We start from the raw sequence: 16,202 nt of genomic DNA, 5'->3' as shown, positions 1-16,202 counted from the left end.
TCAAGGAACCTGCGTAATGGAGGCATGACCCGCCGTCTTCCACGGCAAGGCATACAGCTTTTTGTCTCCTGCAAAAGACCTGTCGATCTGCGCGGCCACGGCAGGGGAATTTTGATAAAGATCCACAAACTGGCGTATGCGCGGATCCTCTCTATGGCTGCTTCTAGCCACAAAGCGAATCGCGTAGTACAGATCATCCACCGTGGAATACTGCAAGGCCTTGCTGGCCAGCTCGGCCTGCCCGGCGTTCACAAAATGGGCTGGATAACCTTGGACCAAGGGCAGGTCATCGGCTGCGCGCACCAATTGCGGCCCTTCGACTTCCACAATGCGCAGCTTTCTGGGGTTGGCCGTCACATCATGAATCGAGGCACGCGCAGCTGCCCCCTCTTTCAGCTGAATCAGGCCAGCCGTCTGCAAAAGCAGCAGGCCGCGCGCCTGATTCACCGGATCACTCGCCACCCCAACAGAAGCGCCTTCGGGCAGCGCATCCAAGGACGAATACTGCTTGGAATACAAGCCAATATTGGGCAATAAACCATAAGCCACACTTTCAATGGCATAGCCGCCTTCCTTGACGGCATTGTCCAGGAAAGCCTGATGCTGGAAGTAATTCAAATCCAGATCCCCGGAGGCCAAGGCCGTATTGGGCGTGGTCCAGTCGGTGAACTCAATCACCTCGACCTCCAGGCCCTGTTTCTTGGCCTCCTTGGCTGCCACGGCAACAGAATCGGCCAAAGAGCCGGGCGTGACGCCGATTTTCAATGCAGCAGCAGACACATGGCCCGCTAGGCTCAAAGCTGCCAAGGCAAACACGGCACGAATAGAAAAACGGGCAAACAACATGATCCTGACCTTAAAAAAGGGGTCGTAAAAAATGATCCAACGCAGCAGATACTGGCTCTTTCTCGCCTTAATCAGCTTGCCTGCAAGGCAGAGGTAGCCGCCTCATCCGATCCCGCCTCCGGGGTCGAACCGGGCACCAAATGCCGCCACTGCGCGGCAGGGTGCGTGGCAGATACCCGATCTCCTTGTCCAAACAATTGCTGACGCAGGGTTCCACCTTCATAAGCCGTGCGATAACGGCCCCGGTTTTGCAGCTCGGGCACGATGTAGCTGGCAAAGTCCTCCCAGGTTTCAGGCACAACGATGCGGGTCAGGTTGAAGCCGTCGATCTCGCCTTCATCAATCCAGGTGCTTAGCGCATCCGCCACTTGCTGCGGGTCGCCCACAATGGTTTTGTAGCGGCTACCCAGCGTGAATTGCTCCAGCAGCTTGCGGCGCGTCGTCCAGCCTTGTTTCTGGGCTGCGGCCGCTGCGGATTGAATCGCGTTGCTGGGGCCAAAGCTGATGGGTTCATCCAGGTCATACTGGGCAAAGTCCACGCCGGTACTGGCCGCAAAATGCGCCAGGCCGCCCTCGGAACTGGCATGGGCCAGATAGTCGGCATACTTCTCTTTAGCCTCGGCTTCCGTAGCACCCGTAACGACCGCTACACCCGCATAAATCTTCAGGTCCTGCGCTTGCCGTCCCGCATTGACCGCTGCCTGACGCAGCTTGCGGGACGAGTCCCTGGCCGCTTCCGGGTCCCGCGCACCGATGAAAACCCCTTCAGCATGTTGCCCGGCAAACTGCAGCCCCCGCGCCGAAGTGCCTGCCTGGAACAGCAGAGGCGTGCGCTGAGGAGAGGGCGCGCTCATATGAATTGCATTGCTGCGATAAAACGGCCCTTCGTGATGCACGGTATGCACTTTCTCGGGCAGGGCATGGATACGACGCTGCTTGTCGGCAATCAGCGCGCCATCTTCCCAGCTGCCTTCCCACAGCTTGTAAGCCAATTGCAGAAAGTCCTCGGCCCGGTCGTAACGACTGTCGTGTGCATCCAGACCATCCTGCCCCAAACCCCGCGCCCCGCTATCCACATAGCCAGTCACGATGTTCCAGCCTATGCGGCCATTGCTTAGCTGATCCAGCGTGCTGACATCGCGTGCGAAGGTGTAAGGGTGATGCGCCGCCACTGACGCTGTCAGACCAAAGCCAATATGTTGCGTGACGGCTGCCATGGCCGAGACCAGCAGCCAGGGGTTGTTCACCGGTAGTTGAATACCCTCGCGCAGCGTCAAGTCCACACCTTGCTGGTAAACGTCGTAATAGCCGACCACATCCGCCAGAAAGATGCCGTCGAACAAGCCTTTTTCCAGCGTTTGGGCCAGATCCGTCCAGTACTTCAGAGTGTGATACTGCGTGGATTGATCACGCGGATGCGTCCACAAACCATGGTGGATGTGGCCGACGCAATTCATGTTGAAAGCGTTGATATGGATGTGTTTCTTGGGCTGCGTCATGGGGCATTCTCCTTGCTTAATGCGGCAACCAGGTCAGGCGATACAGCTTTTTCTCGCCCTGGTAGAACTGATCGATTGCCTCGCGCACCGCAGGCGATGTTTTGTAGACCTCCAGGAACTGGGCAATGCGCGGGTCTTTCGTCCTGTCACTACGGGCCACAAACTGAATCGCCCAGGAGTCGTCCTCGTAACTGGTCAAGGACAAGGCTTTCGTAGCATCAAAGGCTTTGGAGGCCAGGATGAAATACGGAAAGCCTTGAGCCAGATCCACGTCCTGCGTGGCACGTGCCAATTGCGGGCCTTCCACTTCCACAAACTTCAGGTTCTTGGGGTTGGAAACAATGTCATCGGGAGTGCCCAGCAAGCCGGTCTCGGGGCGCAGCGTGATCAAACCTGCATGCTGTAACAGACGCAACCCACGGCCTACGTTGACGGCGTCACTGGCAATCGCCACTTTGGCGCCATCGGGCAAATCGGCCAGCGTGGCGTGCTTGAGAGAATACAGGCCCAGGTAAGACAAAATGCCCGGCTGCACGCTGACCAGCTTGAAGCCCTTGTCGCGCACCGCATTGGCCAAGTAATTACTGTTCTGGTAGTAGTTCAAATCAATATCGCCCGCATCCAGCGCCACATTCGGTGTGGCCCAATCGGTAAATTCGATCACCTGCACATCCACACCCTGCTTCTTGGCCTCCTGCGCGGCAACGGCCACCGAGTCCGCAAAAATGCCGGGAACAACGCCGATTTTCAATGGCGCAGCGGTCGCTGTGCTGCTCAACAAAACGGCAGTAGAAACCAGGCTAAACGCCGTCAGTTTTTTCAAAATCTTCGAGATAGTCATCAATCAACATCCAGATAAAAGAGAAAGGCTCGTGGCCTGGAAAACAGGCCATATCGAAGCGCATATGTGTCTTGCTAGAACGTATTTACTGACATGCTTTGAGCCATACTGCGCAACGCTTCTTCACCCCTGCAGCCATGCCCAAACACAGCTTTCCAGGTGGCATCACAAAGCACCATGACGCGGCGGGCGCACGCCATTCAGGGCGTAATTGCCAATGGCGTGGTACTTCCAGCGCACCGGGTCATGCAAGGTATGGACTCGGGCGTTACGCCAGTAGCGATCCAGCCCATGCTGGGCCTGCGTAGCGCTGGTGCCTGCCAGTTCAAATAACTTGCTGCCTGCCAGCACACTGGCACTGGTCGCCAAAGCCTTGGCCTGCGCAACGGCAATGGTGGCCTGAGCCACGCTGTCCTCATCCGGTGCTTGCTGGGCGGCGTCCACAAAGCGGGCGGCGCGGGCCAGTAGCGCTTGCGCGGCACGCAAACGCACATGCACATTGCCCACCTCCTGCAGCAGCAAGGGGTCCTGTGCGGCGGTATCCACGCCAGCGGTAATCCAGGGGCGGCTGTGCTCGCGGATAAAGGGCAAGGTGGCCTCGAAAGCCCCTTGGCCTATGCCCAAATCCAGTGCTGCATGGATGATCTGGGCATAGGGACCAATAGTGGTCGGACGCTCGAAGGAGTCCGTGAACGGCACGACCCATTGCGGCTGCACAGGAACACGTGTGAACTCCACCGAGCCGCTGCCTGTCACACGTTGGCCAAAGCCGTCCCAATCGTCTGTCAGCGTGACGCCTGCAGCCCCACGCGGTACAAAAACCAGATACAGGCGGCCATCATCAGGCGAGGTCGTCAGCGTGGGAATCCAGTGTGCAAACAGCGAACCCGTGCAATAGAATTTACGGCCATCCACAAACCAGCCATCGGGTTCTTTCAGCAATTGCGTGCGACGGACAAAGTCCTTCTTGCCGATCTCTGCCAATGCATTGCCAAAGCGTTTGCCTTGCAGCACCTGATCGTAGAAAAAGGCCTTTTGCTCGTGCGTCGCCCCCACGCGCAACACTTCCAACGCGTAATAGTGGTTTTGCGGGATATGGCCAAAGTTGCCATCAGCCTGGGCGATGCGCTGCACGACACGGGTAAGCACATCGGTGGAAACGCCCGCGCCCCCGTATTCTTTGGGGACCGTAATGCCCCACAAACCGCTTTGACTGAATTGCTCCACCTCTCGATGCGGCAAGATACGGTCGCGATCACGCTCCAGCGCATGTTGGGCAATGGATTGTGCAAACTGCTCGGCGGCTTGCAGCGCTTCGGGCTCGGACGTGATGATGTGTACGAATGTAGAAAGCTGTGTTGTCATGGCCTCAGTTCCATTGGTGATAAGACGGCGAGGCGCCATTGAGCAGGTAATTGCCCAGCAAGTGATATTTCCAGCGCACCGGGTCATGCAAGGTGTGCACGCGGGCGTTGCGCCAGTGGCGATCCAGGTTATGAGCCGCACGGGTGGACGACGAGCCGGCCAAGGCAAAGAGCTGTTCGCTGGCATTCAAGGCCGCTTCCGTCGTCAGGATTTTGGCCTCGGCAACAGCCACGGAAGCACGGGCGCTGCTGTCTGCATCCACGGGCTTGGCAGCCAGCTCATCCAACAGACGCGCTGCCTCCAGCAAAACTTCCTGAGCGGCATCCACCTCAATCTGCAAGGCACCCACTTCCTGAATGATGTGAGGGTCCTGCGTGGCACTGGTCACCCCCGAATCGGTCCAGGGGCGCGCACGATTGCGGACAAATTCCAGCGCATCCTGCAAGGCACCCTGGGCGATACCGGCATCAATACTGGCTTGAATCAGTTGAGAAATAGGACCCGATAGGGAAGGCTTGTCCGCAAAACGCCAGCTTTCCAGCACATGGTCTTCCTCGACCAGGACCTGGTCGAACACCACACTGCCACTGGCGGTGGTGCGTTGCCCAAAGGCATTCCAGTCATCAATCACCTGCACGCCGGGCGCATCACGACGCACCCAGACCTGCACGCCACGGCCTTGCTCATCCGCAGCCCGGAAAGGAATCCAATGGGCGAACAAGGCCCCGGTTGAATAAAAGCGTGTGCCGCTAACGCGCAAGCTGCCATCCGCTGCCCGAGCAAGATGGGCAGTGATCTCGGTAATCACCGCTGCCTTGCCCTTTCTTTCCGGTCCGCCATTACCTAAACGCGCGCCTTGCAGCACCGCCTTGAACCAACGCTGCTTTTGAGATTCAGTGCCGGTGTCTTTCAGGTTCTGGATCAGCGCGAAATGGTTTTGCGGGATCTGGCCCAGAGAAGGATCAGCCGCGCTGATGATGGCAAAAACCTGCGCCAGCGTTTCATTGGAAACTTCCAGGCCGCCATAGGCTTTGGGGATAGTGATGGCACCCAGGCCGCTGGCGGTATAGCGCTCTATCTCGTCCCAGGGAAGCTGGCGCAGGCGGTCGCGCTCGGCAGCAGTTTGCGCAAATTCAGCAGCCAATTGCCGGGCAATGACGATGGCTTCGGCTTCACTGCCAATCACATGAGGCTGTTGGGGGGGCAAGGGCAGACGCGGCTTTGCAGATGCTTCGGGCAAAGCTCCGCCCTGAGTAATCCGATCATTCATACGGCACTCTTTTCAATGACTAAAAACGGTAGGGATAGGCGACGCCACTAAGTGCGCCAGCCCTTGGCTAAACTCGGATCAACGTGCGCGCAGCCACTGCACGTAGCGGTCGCCGGCAAACTGCACCACAGTCACTAAAGCAATCAACACGGCAATCACGATCAACATCACCTGCGTATCAAAACGCTGGTAGCCGTAGCGGATCGCCAAGTCACCCAGGCCACCGGCACCGACCGCACCGGCCATGGCCGACGAGCTGATCAAAGCCACGATAGTGATGGTGAAACCACCCACAATGCCGGGCAGCGCCTCGGGCAAGTAGACATGGCGCACGATGTCCCACTTCTTGCAGCCCATGGCTTGAGCCGCTTCAATCAGGCCCGAGTCCACCTCACGCAGGCTGACCTCGGCAATACGGGCAAAGAAAGGCGTGGCGCTAATCGCCAAGGGCACAATGGCCGCCCACACCCCAATCGTGGTGCCTGCCAGCAAGCGCGTGAAAGGAATCAGCGCAACCAGCAAAACAATGAAGGGCGTGGCCCGGAAACCATTGACCACGCTACCCACCGCCCGGTTGATCTTGGGCGACTCCCAAAAACCATGGGGGGCCGTCACAATCAAGAGCACCGCCAGCGGAATACCGGCCAGAAAGGCAATGCCCCCCGACACGCCCACCATCATCAGCGTGTCCAGAAAAGCCTGCCAATAACGCTCAGCGGGGATACTCAGATTCCACAACATATCCAATGTCCTCAATGTGATGCGCGATGGCCGCCGGGCCTTGCGTCAAAGATGTCAAATCGGGCAGGCTCACATGCCCCTCAATGGCGACCAGCAAACGTCCATGTGCATGGCCCTGAATCCGGTCCACGCCACCATGAACCAGCTGCGGCTGGCCGGGCAGGCTGCGGGCAATGCGCAGCAAATCCGGCTCCCAGCCACCTTCGCCGCTATAGCTCAATTGCAGAATGCGACTGTACGTGCCTGTTTTGGGAGGCTGCTGCACCAGACGTGCCTGCAAGTCCTCCGGCAGTGTGTGCTGCAAAGGTGCCAGCAGTGCCTTGGTGGCGTCATGCTGCGGTTTGCCAAACACACGCCAGACCTCGCCCAGCTCGGCAATGCGGCCTTTTTCCAGCACCAGCACGCGGTCGGCAATTTCACGGATCACGCTCATCTCGTGCGTAATCAGCACGACGGTAATGCCCAGGCGGCGGTTAATGTCCTTGAGCAGGCTCAGAATGGATTGCGTAGTCTCCGGGTCCAGCGCTGAAGTGGCTTCGTCACACAGCAAAATCTCCGGGCCAGTTGCCAAGGCGCGAGCAATGCCCACGCGCTGCTTTTGCCCGCCCGACAAACGGCTGGGATAGGTATCGGCCTTATCTTGCAAGCCGACCAGTTGCAGCAGCTCCTGAACACGCTGGGCAATGTCCTGCGCCGACACCCCGGCCACCTTCAAGGGCAAAGCCACGTTCTCGTACACCGTCTTGGCAGACAGCAAATTGAAGTGCTGAAAAATCATGCCAATGCGGCGACGCAGCTGCACCAGCTCCGACTCATTCAGACGGGCAATGTCCACGCCATCCACCAGTACCTGGCCGCTGCTCGGGCGCTCCAGCCGGTTGATAGTGCGCAGCAAGCTGGATTTACCCGCGCCGCTGCGGCCAATAATGCCGAAGATGCTGCCTGGCGCGATGTCCAGATCAATGTCCTGCAAGGCAGGCACGGTGCCGGCCGAGGACTGATAGATTTTGGACAGATTACGGAAGGCCACGCTGCCCGCCTTGACGACGCTGGGCTGCTGTTCCAGTTCCGCTTTGACAGACGCACTGGCCTTGTGAACCTCGCGCTGTCCTGCGGCCTGTTCGGCGGTGTCCCGCAGCTCGTCCAAATTACGCCGTAGTGCTGATGTGTATGCCATATCACTTGCTCGCTGTGCTGCTGCCTTGCCAGGGCAAGGTGTACAGATGGGGATTGTGATCAAAGCGGTCTGCAATCGTGTTGCGTACCGCTTGCGACTGCTGGAACAGCTCCACGAACTGTTTCAGGGCAGGGTCGTTGACGCGGTCTTTACGCGTGACAAAACCCATTGCATAAAAGGTGTCGGCAATGCCGGAATAGACCAGGGCCTTGCCCGCATCCGCCTTGCGGCCAGCGCTGACGAAATAGCTGGGCCAGACGACAGCCAGGTCCACATCCGGCAGGGAATGGATCAGTTGCGGGCCTTCAATTTCCACCAACTTGAGCTGCTTGGGGTTGTCCACCACATCATTGACCGTAGCCCCGGTATCCAGACCATGGCGCAAGGTAATCAGGCCCGCTTTTTGCAGCAGCAACAGGCCACGGCCCTGATTGACCGGATCATTCGGCAAGGACACGGTTGCACCCTTGGTCACCTGGTCCAAAGATTGGTACTTGTTCGAGTACAAGCCAATGTTTTGCAGCAAGCCCAGACCAATCAATTCCAGGTCGTAGCCACGCTCTTTGATGGCATTGTTCAGAAAGGCTTGGTGCTGGAAGAAATTCACATCAATATCGCGGTTGTTGACGGCCTCGTTGGGCAGCGTCCAATCCGTAAATTCCACCAACTGAATATCCAGACCCTGCTTTTTGCCTTCCGGGATCAGCGCTTGCACCGCATCCGAGGTTGCACCAGGAATGGAGCCCACTTTAATCACGGCGGCAGAGCTGCTGAACGGCAGGGCAGCGGCAAACAGAATGCCCAGCGCCCAACGCTGCACGCGAGAGGAGAAAATCGCCGTCATTATTTCGCCCCTCCTTGTGCATTCAACCAGGCCAGGGTGTAGAGGCGCTCGTCGTTATTGAATGCCGCACGCGACACGTCACGCACAGACTGCGAGTTTTGATAGATGGAGATGAACTTTTGAATGACAGGATCGTTAGTGCGGTCCGCTTTCACCACGAACTGAATGGCAAACTGCGCATCTTCAATACCCGAGTAGGCCAGACCACTGGAAGGATCAAAGGCTTTGGCCGCCACGATGAAATGCGGATAGCCCTGGGCAATATCCACATCACCCGTAATACGCACCAGCTGCGGGCCTTCTACTTCCACAAAGCTGAGCTTTTTGGGGTTCTCGACAATGTCATCCAGGCTGCCCAGATAACCGACCTCTGGCTTGAGCTTGATCAGCCCGACTTTTTGCAGCAAGAGCAGACCACGCCCCTGGTTCACGGGGTCGTTGGCAATGCCTACCTTGCCGCCCTGAGGGACCTGGTCCACCGCCTGATGCTTGAGCGAATACACTCCCACATTGGCCAAAATACCCGTGCCCGCGCTGGCCAGCTTGTAGCCGTTTTTCTCGATGGCGTTCTTCAGGAAAGGCTGATGCTGGAAGTAATTGATATCAATATCGCCGTTATCCACCGCCACATTGGGCGTGGTCCAGTCGGTGAACTCGATCACCTCGACATTAATGCCTTGGGCCTTGGCATCCTGGGCCGCGGCATTGATGGAATCGGCATAGGCGCCCGGCACCACGCCAATGCGTAAGGAGTCGGCGGCGATGGCCGGAGAAACAGCCAGCACAAGGGCACTAGCTACGATGAGTTTGGACAGTTGCTGGAGCATGGTAAACAGTGCCTCACGAGGTGGGCCTGCGCTTGCAGGCAAATCTTGGAAGCTTCTATTACATCGACTCCATTCCCTTGGCACCACAACAGAACAATCATTTACTTATGCTGGCTAACTGCTGGATGAAATTACCTCAAGTTATTGATATTTATATTATTTTTGAAAATAAACTAAATACTGCCAACGATGGCATTTGTGATATTTCATGCGCGTTTCAAGTTAGCAGCGCGGTGCTACCCACATACGTCTACAGCCTCTCAAGACCAAAAAAAATCCGCCCGAAGGCGGATTTCTTTACAGCAAGCTGGCCGCTTAGCCGCGAACCTTGACCAGGATTTCGTCCAGCCAGGCCAACATCAGGTCGATTTCGTCGGCCGTGATGTTCAGAGCTGGCATGAAACGCAGCAGGTTAGGACGTGGCGAGTTCAGCAACATGCCTTCTGGAGCACGGTCGCGAGCAGCAGCCACGATTTCCGGGCCGTCGTCCTGATCCAGGATCAGAGCACGCAACAGGCCTTCACCACGCTCACCATTCATGCCCCACTTGGCGCTAATGGCCAGCAGGCCTTCGGACAGCTGCTTGGCGCGGGCGTTGACCGAAGCCAGGAAGCCAGGAGCAGCCAGTTCGTCGAACACGGCCACGCCAGCAGCGGTCATCAGGGGGTTACCGTTGTAGGTACCGCCCTGGTCGCCTGGCTGGAAGCAGGACACTTCTTCGCGGGCGCACAGTGCCGACAACGGCACGCCACCACCAATGCCTTTACCCAAGGTCATGATGTCAGGACGGATGCCCGAGTGTTCGTAGGCAAACATGGTGCCGGTACGGCCCATGCCGGTTTGCACTTCGTCCACGATCAGCAGCAGCTTGTGCTCGTCAGCCAGCGCGCGCAGACCCTTCATGAATTCCACGGTCGCGGGAATAACACCGGCCTCGCCCTGTACGGGTTCGAGCATGATGCCCACGGTTTGATCGTCGATCAGCGCGCGCACGGATTCCAGATCGTTCAGTTTGGCTTTAGGAAAGCCGTCGACCTGTGGAGCAAACATGCGATCCCAGCCGGGCTTGCCGGACAGGGACATGGTGGCCAGGGTACGGCCATGGAAAGAGTGCTCAAAAGAAATGATCTTGTAAGCGTTGTTCTTGTTGATCTGACCCCATTTGCGCGCCAGCTTGATGGCGCCTTCGTTGGCTTCGCCACCACTGTTGGCAAAGAACACGCGATCAAAGCAGGAGTGTTCCACGATGCGTTTGGCCAGCTCGATAGAGGGCTCGTTGTAGAACGCAGGCGAGGGGTTGATCAATTTGGACGCTTGTTCGGTGATCGCCTTGATCACGTTGGCAGGGCTGTGGCCCAGCGCGTTCACGGCCCAGCCCTGGACGGTGTCCAGGTATCGCTTGCCGTTGTGATCTTGCAGCCAGGAACCTTCTCCTCGCACAAAGACCAACTCCGGACGCTGGGTAATTTCCATTAATGCACGTACACCGGCCCGATCGAATTCCATAACGGCAAACCTTGATGAAAATGAAAGAAGAAAAAATAAACCAGCCCGGCGGCTGGACAATTAATTCTAACGCAGCACACCCCCGGCAGGACGCTTATGCCTGGGACAATGGCCATCTGGCCGTGGATTGTCCCTTTTCTGGTACACATCCGCGCCCTGGCAGGCGCCAAAGCGTTTTAAGCCTGAAATCTTTGCACGGTATCGGGGTGGGAGTCGCCAGGACGCGCTTGTATAAACCCTGTCATCCAAACAGCCTTCCAAGGATCTGCCTGCCTAAAACAAACCGTCCAGATCCAGCTGCCGGGGCTGCTCCTGCGGCATTTCACTGATGGGTAGCAGAGCGCTGGCTTTCACACCCAGCAAACGCAAGCGTCTGTCCAGCACGGCGCGTTTCAAATTCTGGCGGGCAGCAGCCAGAATGGCATCCGCCGCCAGCACGGGAGCGGGCAGGGACAGGTCGCGCGTCACGGTTTTGAAGTCCTCGAACTTCAGCTTGATGCCTATGGTTTGGGCGCACATGGCGGATTTGCGTAAATCCTGCTCCAGCTTTTCACACAGGGACTCCAGCACGGCAGACAGGCGGGACCGATCCATGCGCACGTGCAGATCACGCTCGAAGGTGGTTTCACAACTGATGGATTTAGGCGTGCGGTCGGTGGATAAGGGGCGCTCGTCCTGGCCTTGAGCCACGGCCATTAGCCATTGCGCGTAGCGCAGGCCAAAATGTTCCTGCAATTTTTCTGCAGGTGTGGCGGCCAGTTCCCCGATCTTCTGTATGCCCATTTCCGTCAGTTTCACAACGGACTTGGGACCAATGCCATTGATCTTGCCCACAGCCAGCGGCCAGATGCGGGTAGGCACATCGTCCATGGTCAGCACACAGGCCCCATTGGGCTTGTTCAGTTCTGAGGCAATTTTGGAGAGCAATTTGTTGGGAGTGATGCCTACCGAACAGGTCAGGCCCGTAGCCTGATTCACGGCTTGTCGAATCTGCTCAGCCAGCTCGTGGCTGTCTTCGGTTTTATGGCTGAGGTCCACATAGATCTCGTCGATACCCCTATCTTCGATATGGTCCGAGACCGTGGCTACGGCCTGTTTGAACAAGCGCGAATAATGGCGGTAAGCTTGGAAATCGGCAGGCAGCAAGATGGCATCGGGGGCCAGTTGGGCCGCCTTCATTAAACCCATGGCCGAGAACACACCCAGCTGACGCGCTTCATAGGTAGAAGTCGTGGCCACCCCGCGCCCAACATAATCAGCCAGACGGGCATGTTGCCAGCTGCCATCGGGCAATTGCCTGGGCGCATCAGCACTGCGCCCGCCAATCACCACGGGACTGCCGCGCAAATGCGGGTAGCGCAGCAGCTCCACCGAGGCATAAAACGCATCCATATCCACATGAGCAATACGCCGCTCCAGAGGTTTTTCTTCTTGTGCCGCCACCTTGATCAGCCCATTAACTGTATATATGTACACCATTATAGCGACAAGTCTGCGGTGCACCGAGAGCCACTGAATAAGCGCCGGGATGATATAAATCACTAAACATCATTAAGCTGACAGCAGGCTGAAACTACGTATTGAATCGGCAGCAAGCGCCCGGTTACTATGCAGCCTCTCTATCAGCGACACCAAGCACCCCAACAGGAGGTTTTCATGAAAAAAACAGTATTGGCTGCTGCGCTGGCAGCTCTGGTCGCCCTGCCCTTGGTGGGCCACAGCAAAACGCTTACCTGGTCCAGCCAGGGCGACTTCATGACGCTGGACCCACACGCACAGAACGAAAACCTCACGATCACAGGCAGCATGTATGTCTATGAGGCGCTGGTGGACTACGACAAGGATTTCCAGATTGTGCCCAGCCTGGCCACGGCCTGGGAACAACGTGAACCTACAGTGTGGCGCTTTACGCTGCGCGAAGGGGTGAAATTCCACGATGGCGCTCCCTTTACCGCCGATGACGTGGTGTTCTCCATTCAGCGCGCCATGGCCCCTACGTCCAACTTCAAGGCCTACGTGAACGGCATCGTCAAGGCTGAAAAAGTGGACGACAAGACGGTGGACATCATCACCGCCGCGCCCAACCCGGTTCTGCTGCGCCAATTGACCAGTGTGTTCATCATGAACAAGGCCTGGTCGGAAAAGAACAATGTCACCCAGCCTCAGGACTTCAACAAGAACGAAGAAACCTACTCGGCTCGCAACACCAACGGTACCGGCCCTTACAAGCTGAAGTCGCGTGAAGTGGACGTGCGCACCGTCTTTGTCGAAAACGAAGAATGGTGGAACAAGGGCAACAAGGTGGGTAACGTCACCGAAGTGATCTACGTACCTATCAAGCAGAACGCCACCCGTACCGCCGCCTTGCTGTCGGGCGAAGTGGACCTGGTTCTGGACCCGCCTGCGCAGGACTTGCAGCGTCTGCGCCAGCAAACCAAGATTGTGGAAGGCAACGAGTACCGCACCATCTACCTGGGTCTGGACCAAAAGAATCCGGAACTGAAGTACAGCAGCATCAAGGGCAAGAACCCCTTTGCTGACCAGCGTGTGCGTGAAGCCCTGTACGTGGCCATCGACATTGAAGCCATCAAGAAAGCCGTGATGCGCGGTTCTTCCGCCCCCACCGGCACCATGGTGGCCCCTCAGGTTCACGGCTACACCAAGGAACTGGCCCAGCGCCTGCCTTACAGCCAGGATCGTGCCAAGGAACTGCTGAAAGAAGCCGGTTACGACAATTCCCTGACCTTCACCCTGGATTGCCCGAACGATCGCTACATCAACGATGAAGCCATCTGCCAGGCCATCGTGGGCATGTGGGCCAAGGTCGGCGTGAAAGCCAACCTGAACGCCATGCCACGCGCCACCTACTTCCCCAAAGTACAAAGCTTTGACTCCAGCGCCTACATGTTTGGCTGGGGCGTGCCGACCTTTGATGCGCTGTACACCCTGCAAAGCCTGATGCACAGCAAGGGCGAGGGCGCTGACGGCTCCTTTAACTTTGGTGGCTACGAAAACGCCGAAGTGGACGCCTTGATCGACCAGATCAAGACCGAAACCGACACCGCCAAGCGCGATGCCGCCATCCACAAGGTTCTGGAAATTCATGCCAAGGAAGTGGGCCACATTCCCCTGCATGACCAGATCATTCCTTGGGCCATGGCCAAGAAGGTCAACGTGGTACATCGTGCGGACAACCGCATGCTGGCCCAATGGACCACCATCGACTAAGTTGTTTTCATACCCCAGCCCCGCCTCCGTGCGGGGCTGGTTCCCATTACGCTGTAGTCATCCGTTTCTACACCAGCCCCCTTGCCGGGCCCTTTCTACACATTAAGGACGACACTGGTCGCGAGTGATCCTCGCGCTCTACCAGGAGACCGCCTATGCTGGTATTTATTATTCGCCGTCTGATCCAGGCTGTTCTGGTGATGCTGACGGTCAGCCTTCTGGCTTTTGTGCTGTTCCGCTACATTGGTGACCCGGTCACCATCATGCTGGGACAGGACGCCACCGAACAAGATCGCGTGGAACTGCGTGCCAGCCTGGGGCTGGACCAACCCGCCCCCGTGCAATTCGGACGCTTTGTGTCCCAGGCCGTACAAGGCGAATTTGGCCTGTCCCTGCGGCAAGCCCAACCGGTTTCCACCCTGCTCAAAGACCGCCTGCCTGCCACCGTAGAACTCTCCGTGGTGGCCGCCATACTGGCCTTGCTGATAGGCCTGCCACTGGGCGTGTACACCGCCTTGAAGCGTAATGGTTTCTTGGCGCAAAGCATTCTGGCCTTTTCATTGCTGGGCATATCACTGCCCACCTTCCTGATCGGTATCTTGCTGATCCTGATCTTCTCCGTGCAATTGGGCTGGCTGCCCAGTTATGGCCGGGGCGAAGTCCTGAAGTTTGGCTGGTGGAGTACCGGCCTGCTTAGCTGGGACGGGATCAAGCATTTGATCCTGCCCGCCATCACGCTCTGTTTGTTCCAGCTCACGCTGATCCTGCGTCTGGTGCGCTCCGAGATGCTGGAAGTACTGCGCGCCGACTACATCAAATTTGCTCGTGCCCGTGGCCTGTCGCAACGCGCCATCCACTTTGGTCACGCTCTGAAAAACACCATGGTGCCGGTTATCACCATCACGGGGCTGCAACTGGGCGGCATCATCGCCTTTGCCATCGTGACGGAAACCGTTTTCCAATGGCCGGGCATGGGTCTGCTGTTTATCCAGGCCGTGCAATTTGCCGACATCCCCGTGATGGCGGCCTATCTCTGTCTGATTGCCCTGGTATTTGTTGTGATCAACCTGCTGGTAGACCTGCTGTACTTCCTGGTCGATCCACGTCTGCGCACCCAATTGTCGGGCGCCAAGGGGCACTAATATGTTCGCTAAATTGAAAACCGCCTGGGATAGCGATCTGGTCTGGTCCTGGCGTCATTCCCCCGTGGCCATTGCGGCCACCATCATGGCCTTGCTGCTGTTTATCGGCGCGCTGGGTGCCCGCTGGGTGGCTCCTTACGATCCCTTCGATCTGACCTCCATCGATCTGATGGATGCCTTGCTGGCCCCGGCCTGGTCGGAAAACGGGTCGCCCCAATACTGGTTGGGAACAGACAGCCAGGGGCGTGACCTGTATTCGGCCCTGTTGTACGGGACGCGCACCTCCTTGCTGATCGGTCTGGCCTCGGTAGCCTTGTCCATGGTGGTCGGTATCGTGCTGGGCCTGCTGGCCGGTTACTCCGGTGGCCGTGTGGATGCCTTCATCATGCGTGTGGCCGATGTGCAGCTGTCCTTCCCGGCCATCCTGATTGCCTTGCTGATCGACGGGGTGGCCCGTGCCGTGTTCCCCTTGAACATGCACGATGTAGTCGCCTTCCCGGTGCTGATCGGGGCGATTGCGCTGGCCGGTTGGCCGCAATATGCCCGTACCGTGCGTGGCTCCACGCTGGTGGAGAAAAACCGTGAATACGTACAGGCTGCCCGCGTGATTGGCGTGTCCTCCCCGCGCATCATGTTCAGCCATGTGCTGCCCAATGTGATGGGCCCCGTGCTGGTGCTGGCCACCGTGCATCTGGCCACCGCCATCATCACCGAAGCCACGCTGTCCTTTCTGGGCGTCGGCGTTCCGGCCACCTCGCCTTCTCTGGGCACCCTGATCCGGATCGGTAACGACTTCCTGTTCTCGGGCGAATGGTGGATCACGATTTTCCCTGGCCTGATGCTGGTGCTGCTGGTGCTGTCGGTCAACCTCCTGGGCGACTGGTTGCGTGACGCCCTGAACCCCAAATTGAGCTAA

General features: G+C 57.8%; 15 protein-coding genes. 4 read left to right on the top strand and 11 right to left on the bottom strand.

Annotated features, from left to right (window positions below):
- The 9 genes from NIZ92_RS00515 to NIZ92_RS00475 form a co-directional block, all read right to left on the bottom strand.
- Positions 1 to 846 carry a MetQ/NlpA family ABC transporter substrate-binding protein gene (locus NIZ92_RS00515; protein WP_052159247.1) on the bottom strand — a complete coding sequence of 282 codons (846 nt, stop codon included), beginning with the start codon at positions 844 to 846 and terminating at the stop codon, positions 1 to 3.
- A 71-nt stretch (positions 847 to 917) separates the two neighbouring features.
- Positions 918 to 2,345 (bottom strand): LLM class flavin-dependent oxidoreductase, encoded by a 1,428-nt coding sequence (locus NIZ92_RS00510; RefSeq protein ID WP_060186585.1) that lies wholly within the window; start codon positions 2,343 to 2,345, stop codon positions 918 to 920.
- 16 nt (positions 2,346 to 2,361) lie between these two features.
- Positions 2,362 to 3,186 carry a MetQ/NlpA family ABC transporter substrate-binding protein gene (locus NIZ92_RS00505; RefSeq protein ID WP_137431080.1) on the bottom strand — a complete coding sequence of 275 codons (825 nt, stop codon included), beginning with the start codon at positions 3,184 to 3,186 and terminating at the stop codon, positions 2,362 to 2,364.
- A 165-nt stretch (positions 3,187 to 3,351) separates the two neighbouring features.
- Positions 3,352 to 4,551, bottom strand: a complete 1,200-nt coding sequence (locus NIZ92_RS00500) for an SfnB family sulfur acquisition oxidoreductase (RefSeq protein WP_254002519.1) — start codon at positions 4,549 to 4,551, stop codon at positions 3,352 to 3,354.
- A 4-nt stretch (positions 4,552 to 4,555) separates the two neighbouring features.
- Positions 4,556 to 5,821: an SfnB family sulfur acquisition oxidoreductase gene (locus NIZ92_RS00495; RefSeq protein WP_254002518.1), complete on the bottom strand. Its 1,266-nt coding sequence runs from the start codon at positions 5,819 to 5,821 to the stop codon at positions 4,556 to 4,558.
- A 78-nt stretch (positions 5,822 to 5,899) separates the two neighbouring features.
- Entirely contained in the window at positions 5,900 to 6,562 is a 663-nt protein-coding gene (locus NIZ92_RS00490; RefSeq protein WP_009461203.1) for a methionine ABC transporter permease, read from the bottom strand.
- Positions 6,534 to 7,739, bottom strand: coding sequence for a methionine ABC transporter ATP-binding protein (locus NIZ92_RS00485; protein WP_254002517.1), 1,206 nt, complete (start codon positions 7,737 to 7,739; stop codon positions 6,534 to 6,536). The genes NIZ92_RS00490 and NIZ92_RS00485 overlap by 29 nt, the downstream gene beginning before the upstream one ends.
- 1 nt (position 7,740) lies before the next feature.
- Positions 7,741 to 8,583 (bottom strand): MetQ/NlpA family ABC transporter substrate-binding protein, encoded by an 843-nt coding sequence (locus NIZ92_RS00480; protein ID WP_254002516.1) that lies wholly within the window; start codon positions 8,581 to 8,583, stop codon positions 7,741 to 7,743.
- The gene (locus NIZ92_RS00475) at positions 8,583 to 9,410 is read right to left on the bottom strand and encodes a MetQ/NlpA family ABC transporter substrate-binding protein (RefSeq protein ID WP_254002515.1); all 828 of its coding nucleotides are present in this window, start codon (positions 9,408 to 9,410) and stop codon (positions 8,583 to 8,585) included. The genes NIZ92_RS00480 and NIZ92_RS00475 overlap by 1 nt, the downstream gene beginning before the upstream one ends.
- Positions 9,411 to 9,418: 8 nt before the next feature.
- Between NIZ92_RS00475 and NIZ92_RS00470 the strand changes: the two genes are divergently transcribed.
- Complete coding sequence (locus tag NIZ92_RS00470) at positions 9,419 to 9,742, top strand: hypothetical protein (protein ID WP_254002514.1); 324 nt, start codon at positions 9,419 to 9,421, stop codon at positions 9,740 to 9,742.
- Here NIZ92_RS00470 and NIZ92_RS00465 read toward each other — a convergent pair.
- Positions 9,726 to 10,916 (bottom strand): acetylornithine transaminase, encoded by a 1,191-nt coding sequence (locus NIZ92_RS00465; RefSeq protein ID WP_035269332.1) that lies wholly within the window; start codon positions 10,914 to 10,916, stop codon positions 9,726 to 9,728. The two genes, NIZ92_RS00470 and NIZ92_RS00465, sit on opposite strands and share 17 nt — an antisense overlap.
- Positions 10,917 to 11,189: 273 nt before the next feature.
- Complete coding sequence (gene dinB, locus NIZ92_RS00460; RefSeq protein ID WP_254002513.1) at positions 11,190 to 12,395, bottom strand: DNA polymerase IV; 1,206 nt, start codon at positions 12,393 to 12,395, stop codon at positions 11,190 to 11,192.
- 177 nt (positions 12,396 to 12,572) lie between these two features.
- Between dinB and NIZ92_RS00455 the strand changes: the two genes are divergently transcribed.
- The 3 genes from NIZ92_RS00455 (at position 12,573) to NIZ92_RS00445 (ending at position 16,202) form a co-directional block, all read left to right on the top strand.
- On the top strand, positions 12,573 to 14,144 hold the full coding sequence (locus tag NIZ92_RS00455; RefSeq protein WP_009461209.1) for an ABC transporter substrate-binding protein: 1,572 nt from the start codon (positions 12,573 to 12,575) through the stop codon (positions 14,142 to 14,144).
- Positions 14,145 to 14,299: 155 nt separating this feature from the next.
- Positions 14,300 to 15,286, top strand: a complete 987-nt coding sequence (locus NIZ92_RS00450; protein ID WP_254002512.1) for an ABC transporter permease — start codon at positions 14,300 to 14,302, stop codon at positions 15,284 to 15,286.
- 1 nt (position 15,287) lies between these two features.
- On the top strand, positions 15,288 to 16,202 hold the full coding sequence (locus NIZ92_RS00445; protein WP_009461211.1) for an ABC transporter permease: 915 nt from the start codon (positions 15,288 to 15,290) through the stop codon (positions 16,200 to 16,202).

It is taken from the genome of Alcaligenes sp. 1735tsa3, assembly GCF_024134565.1.
Classification (GTDB): Bacteria; Pseudomonadota; Gammaproteobacteria; order Burkholderiales; family Burkholderiaceae_B; genus Alcaligenes; species Alcaligenes phenolicus.
Note: the sequence above shows the minus strand (reverse complement) of the source record. Positions and strands in the feature narration are given on the sequence as shown.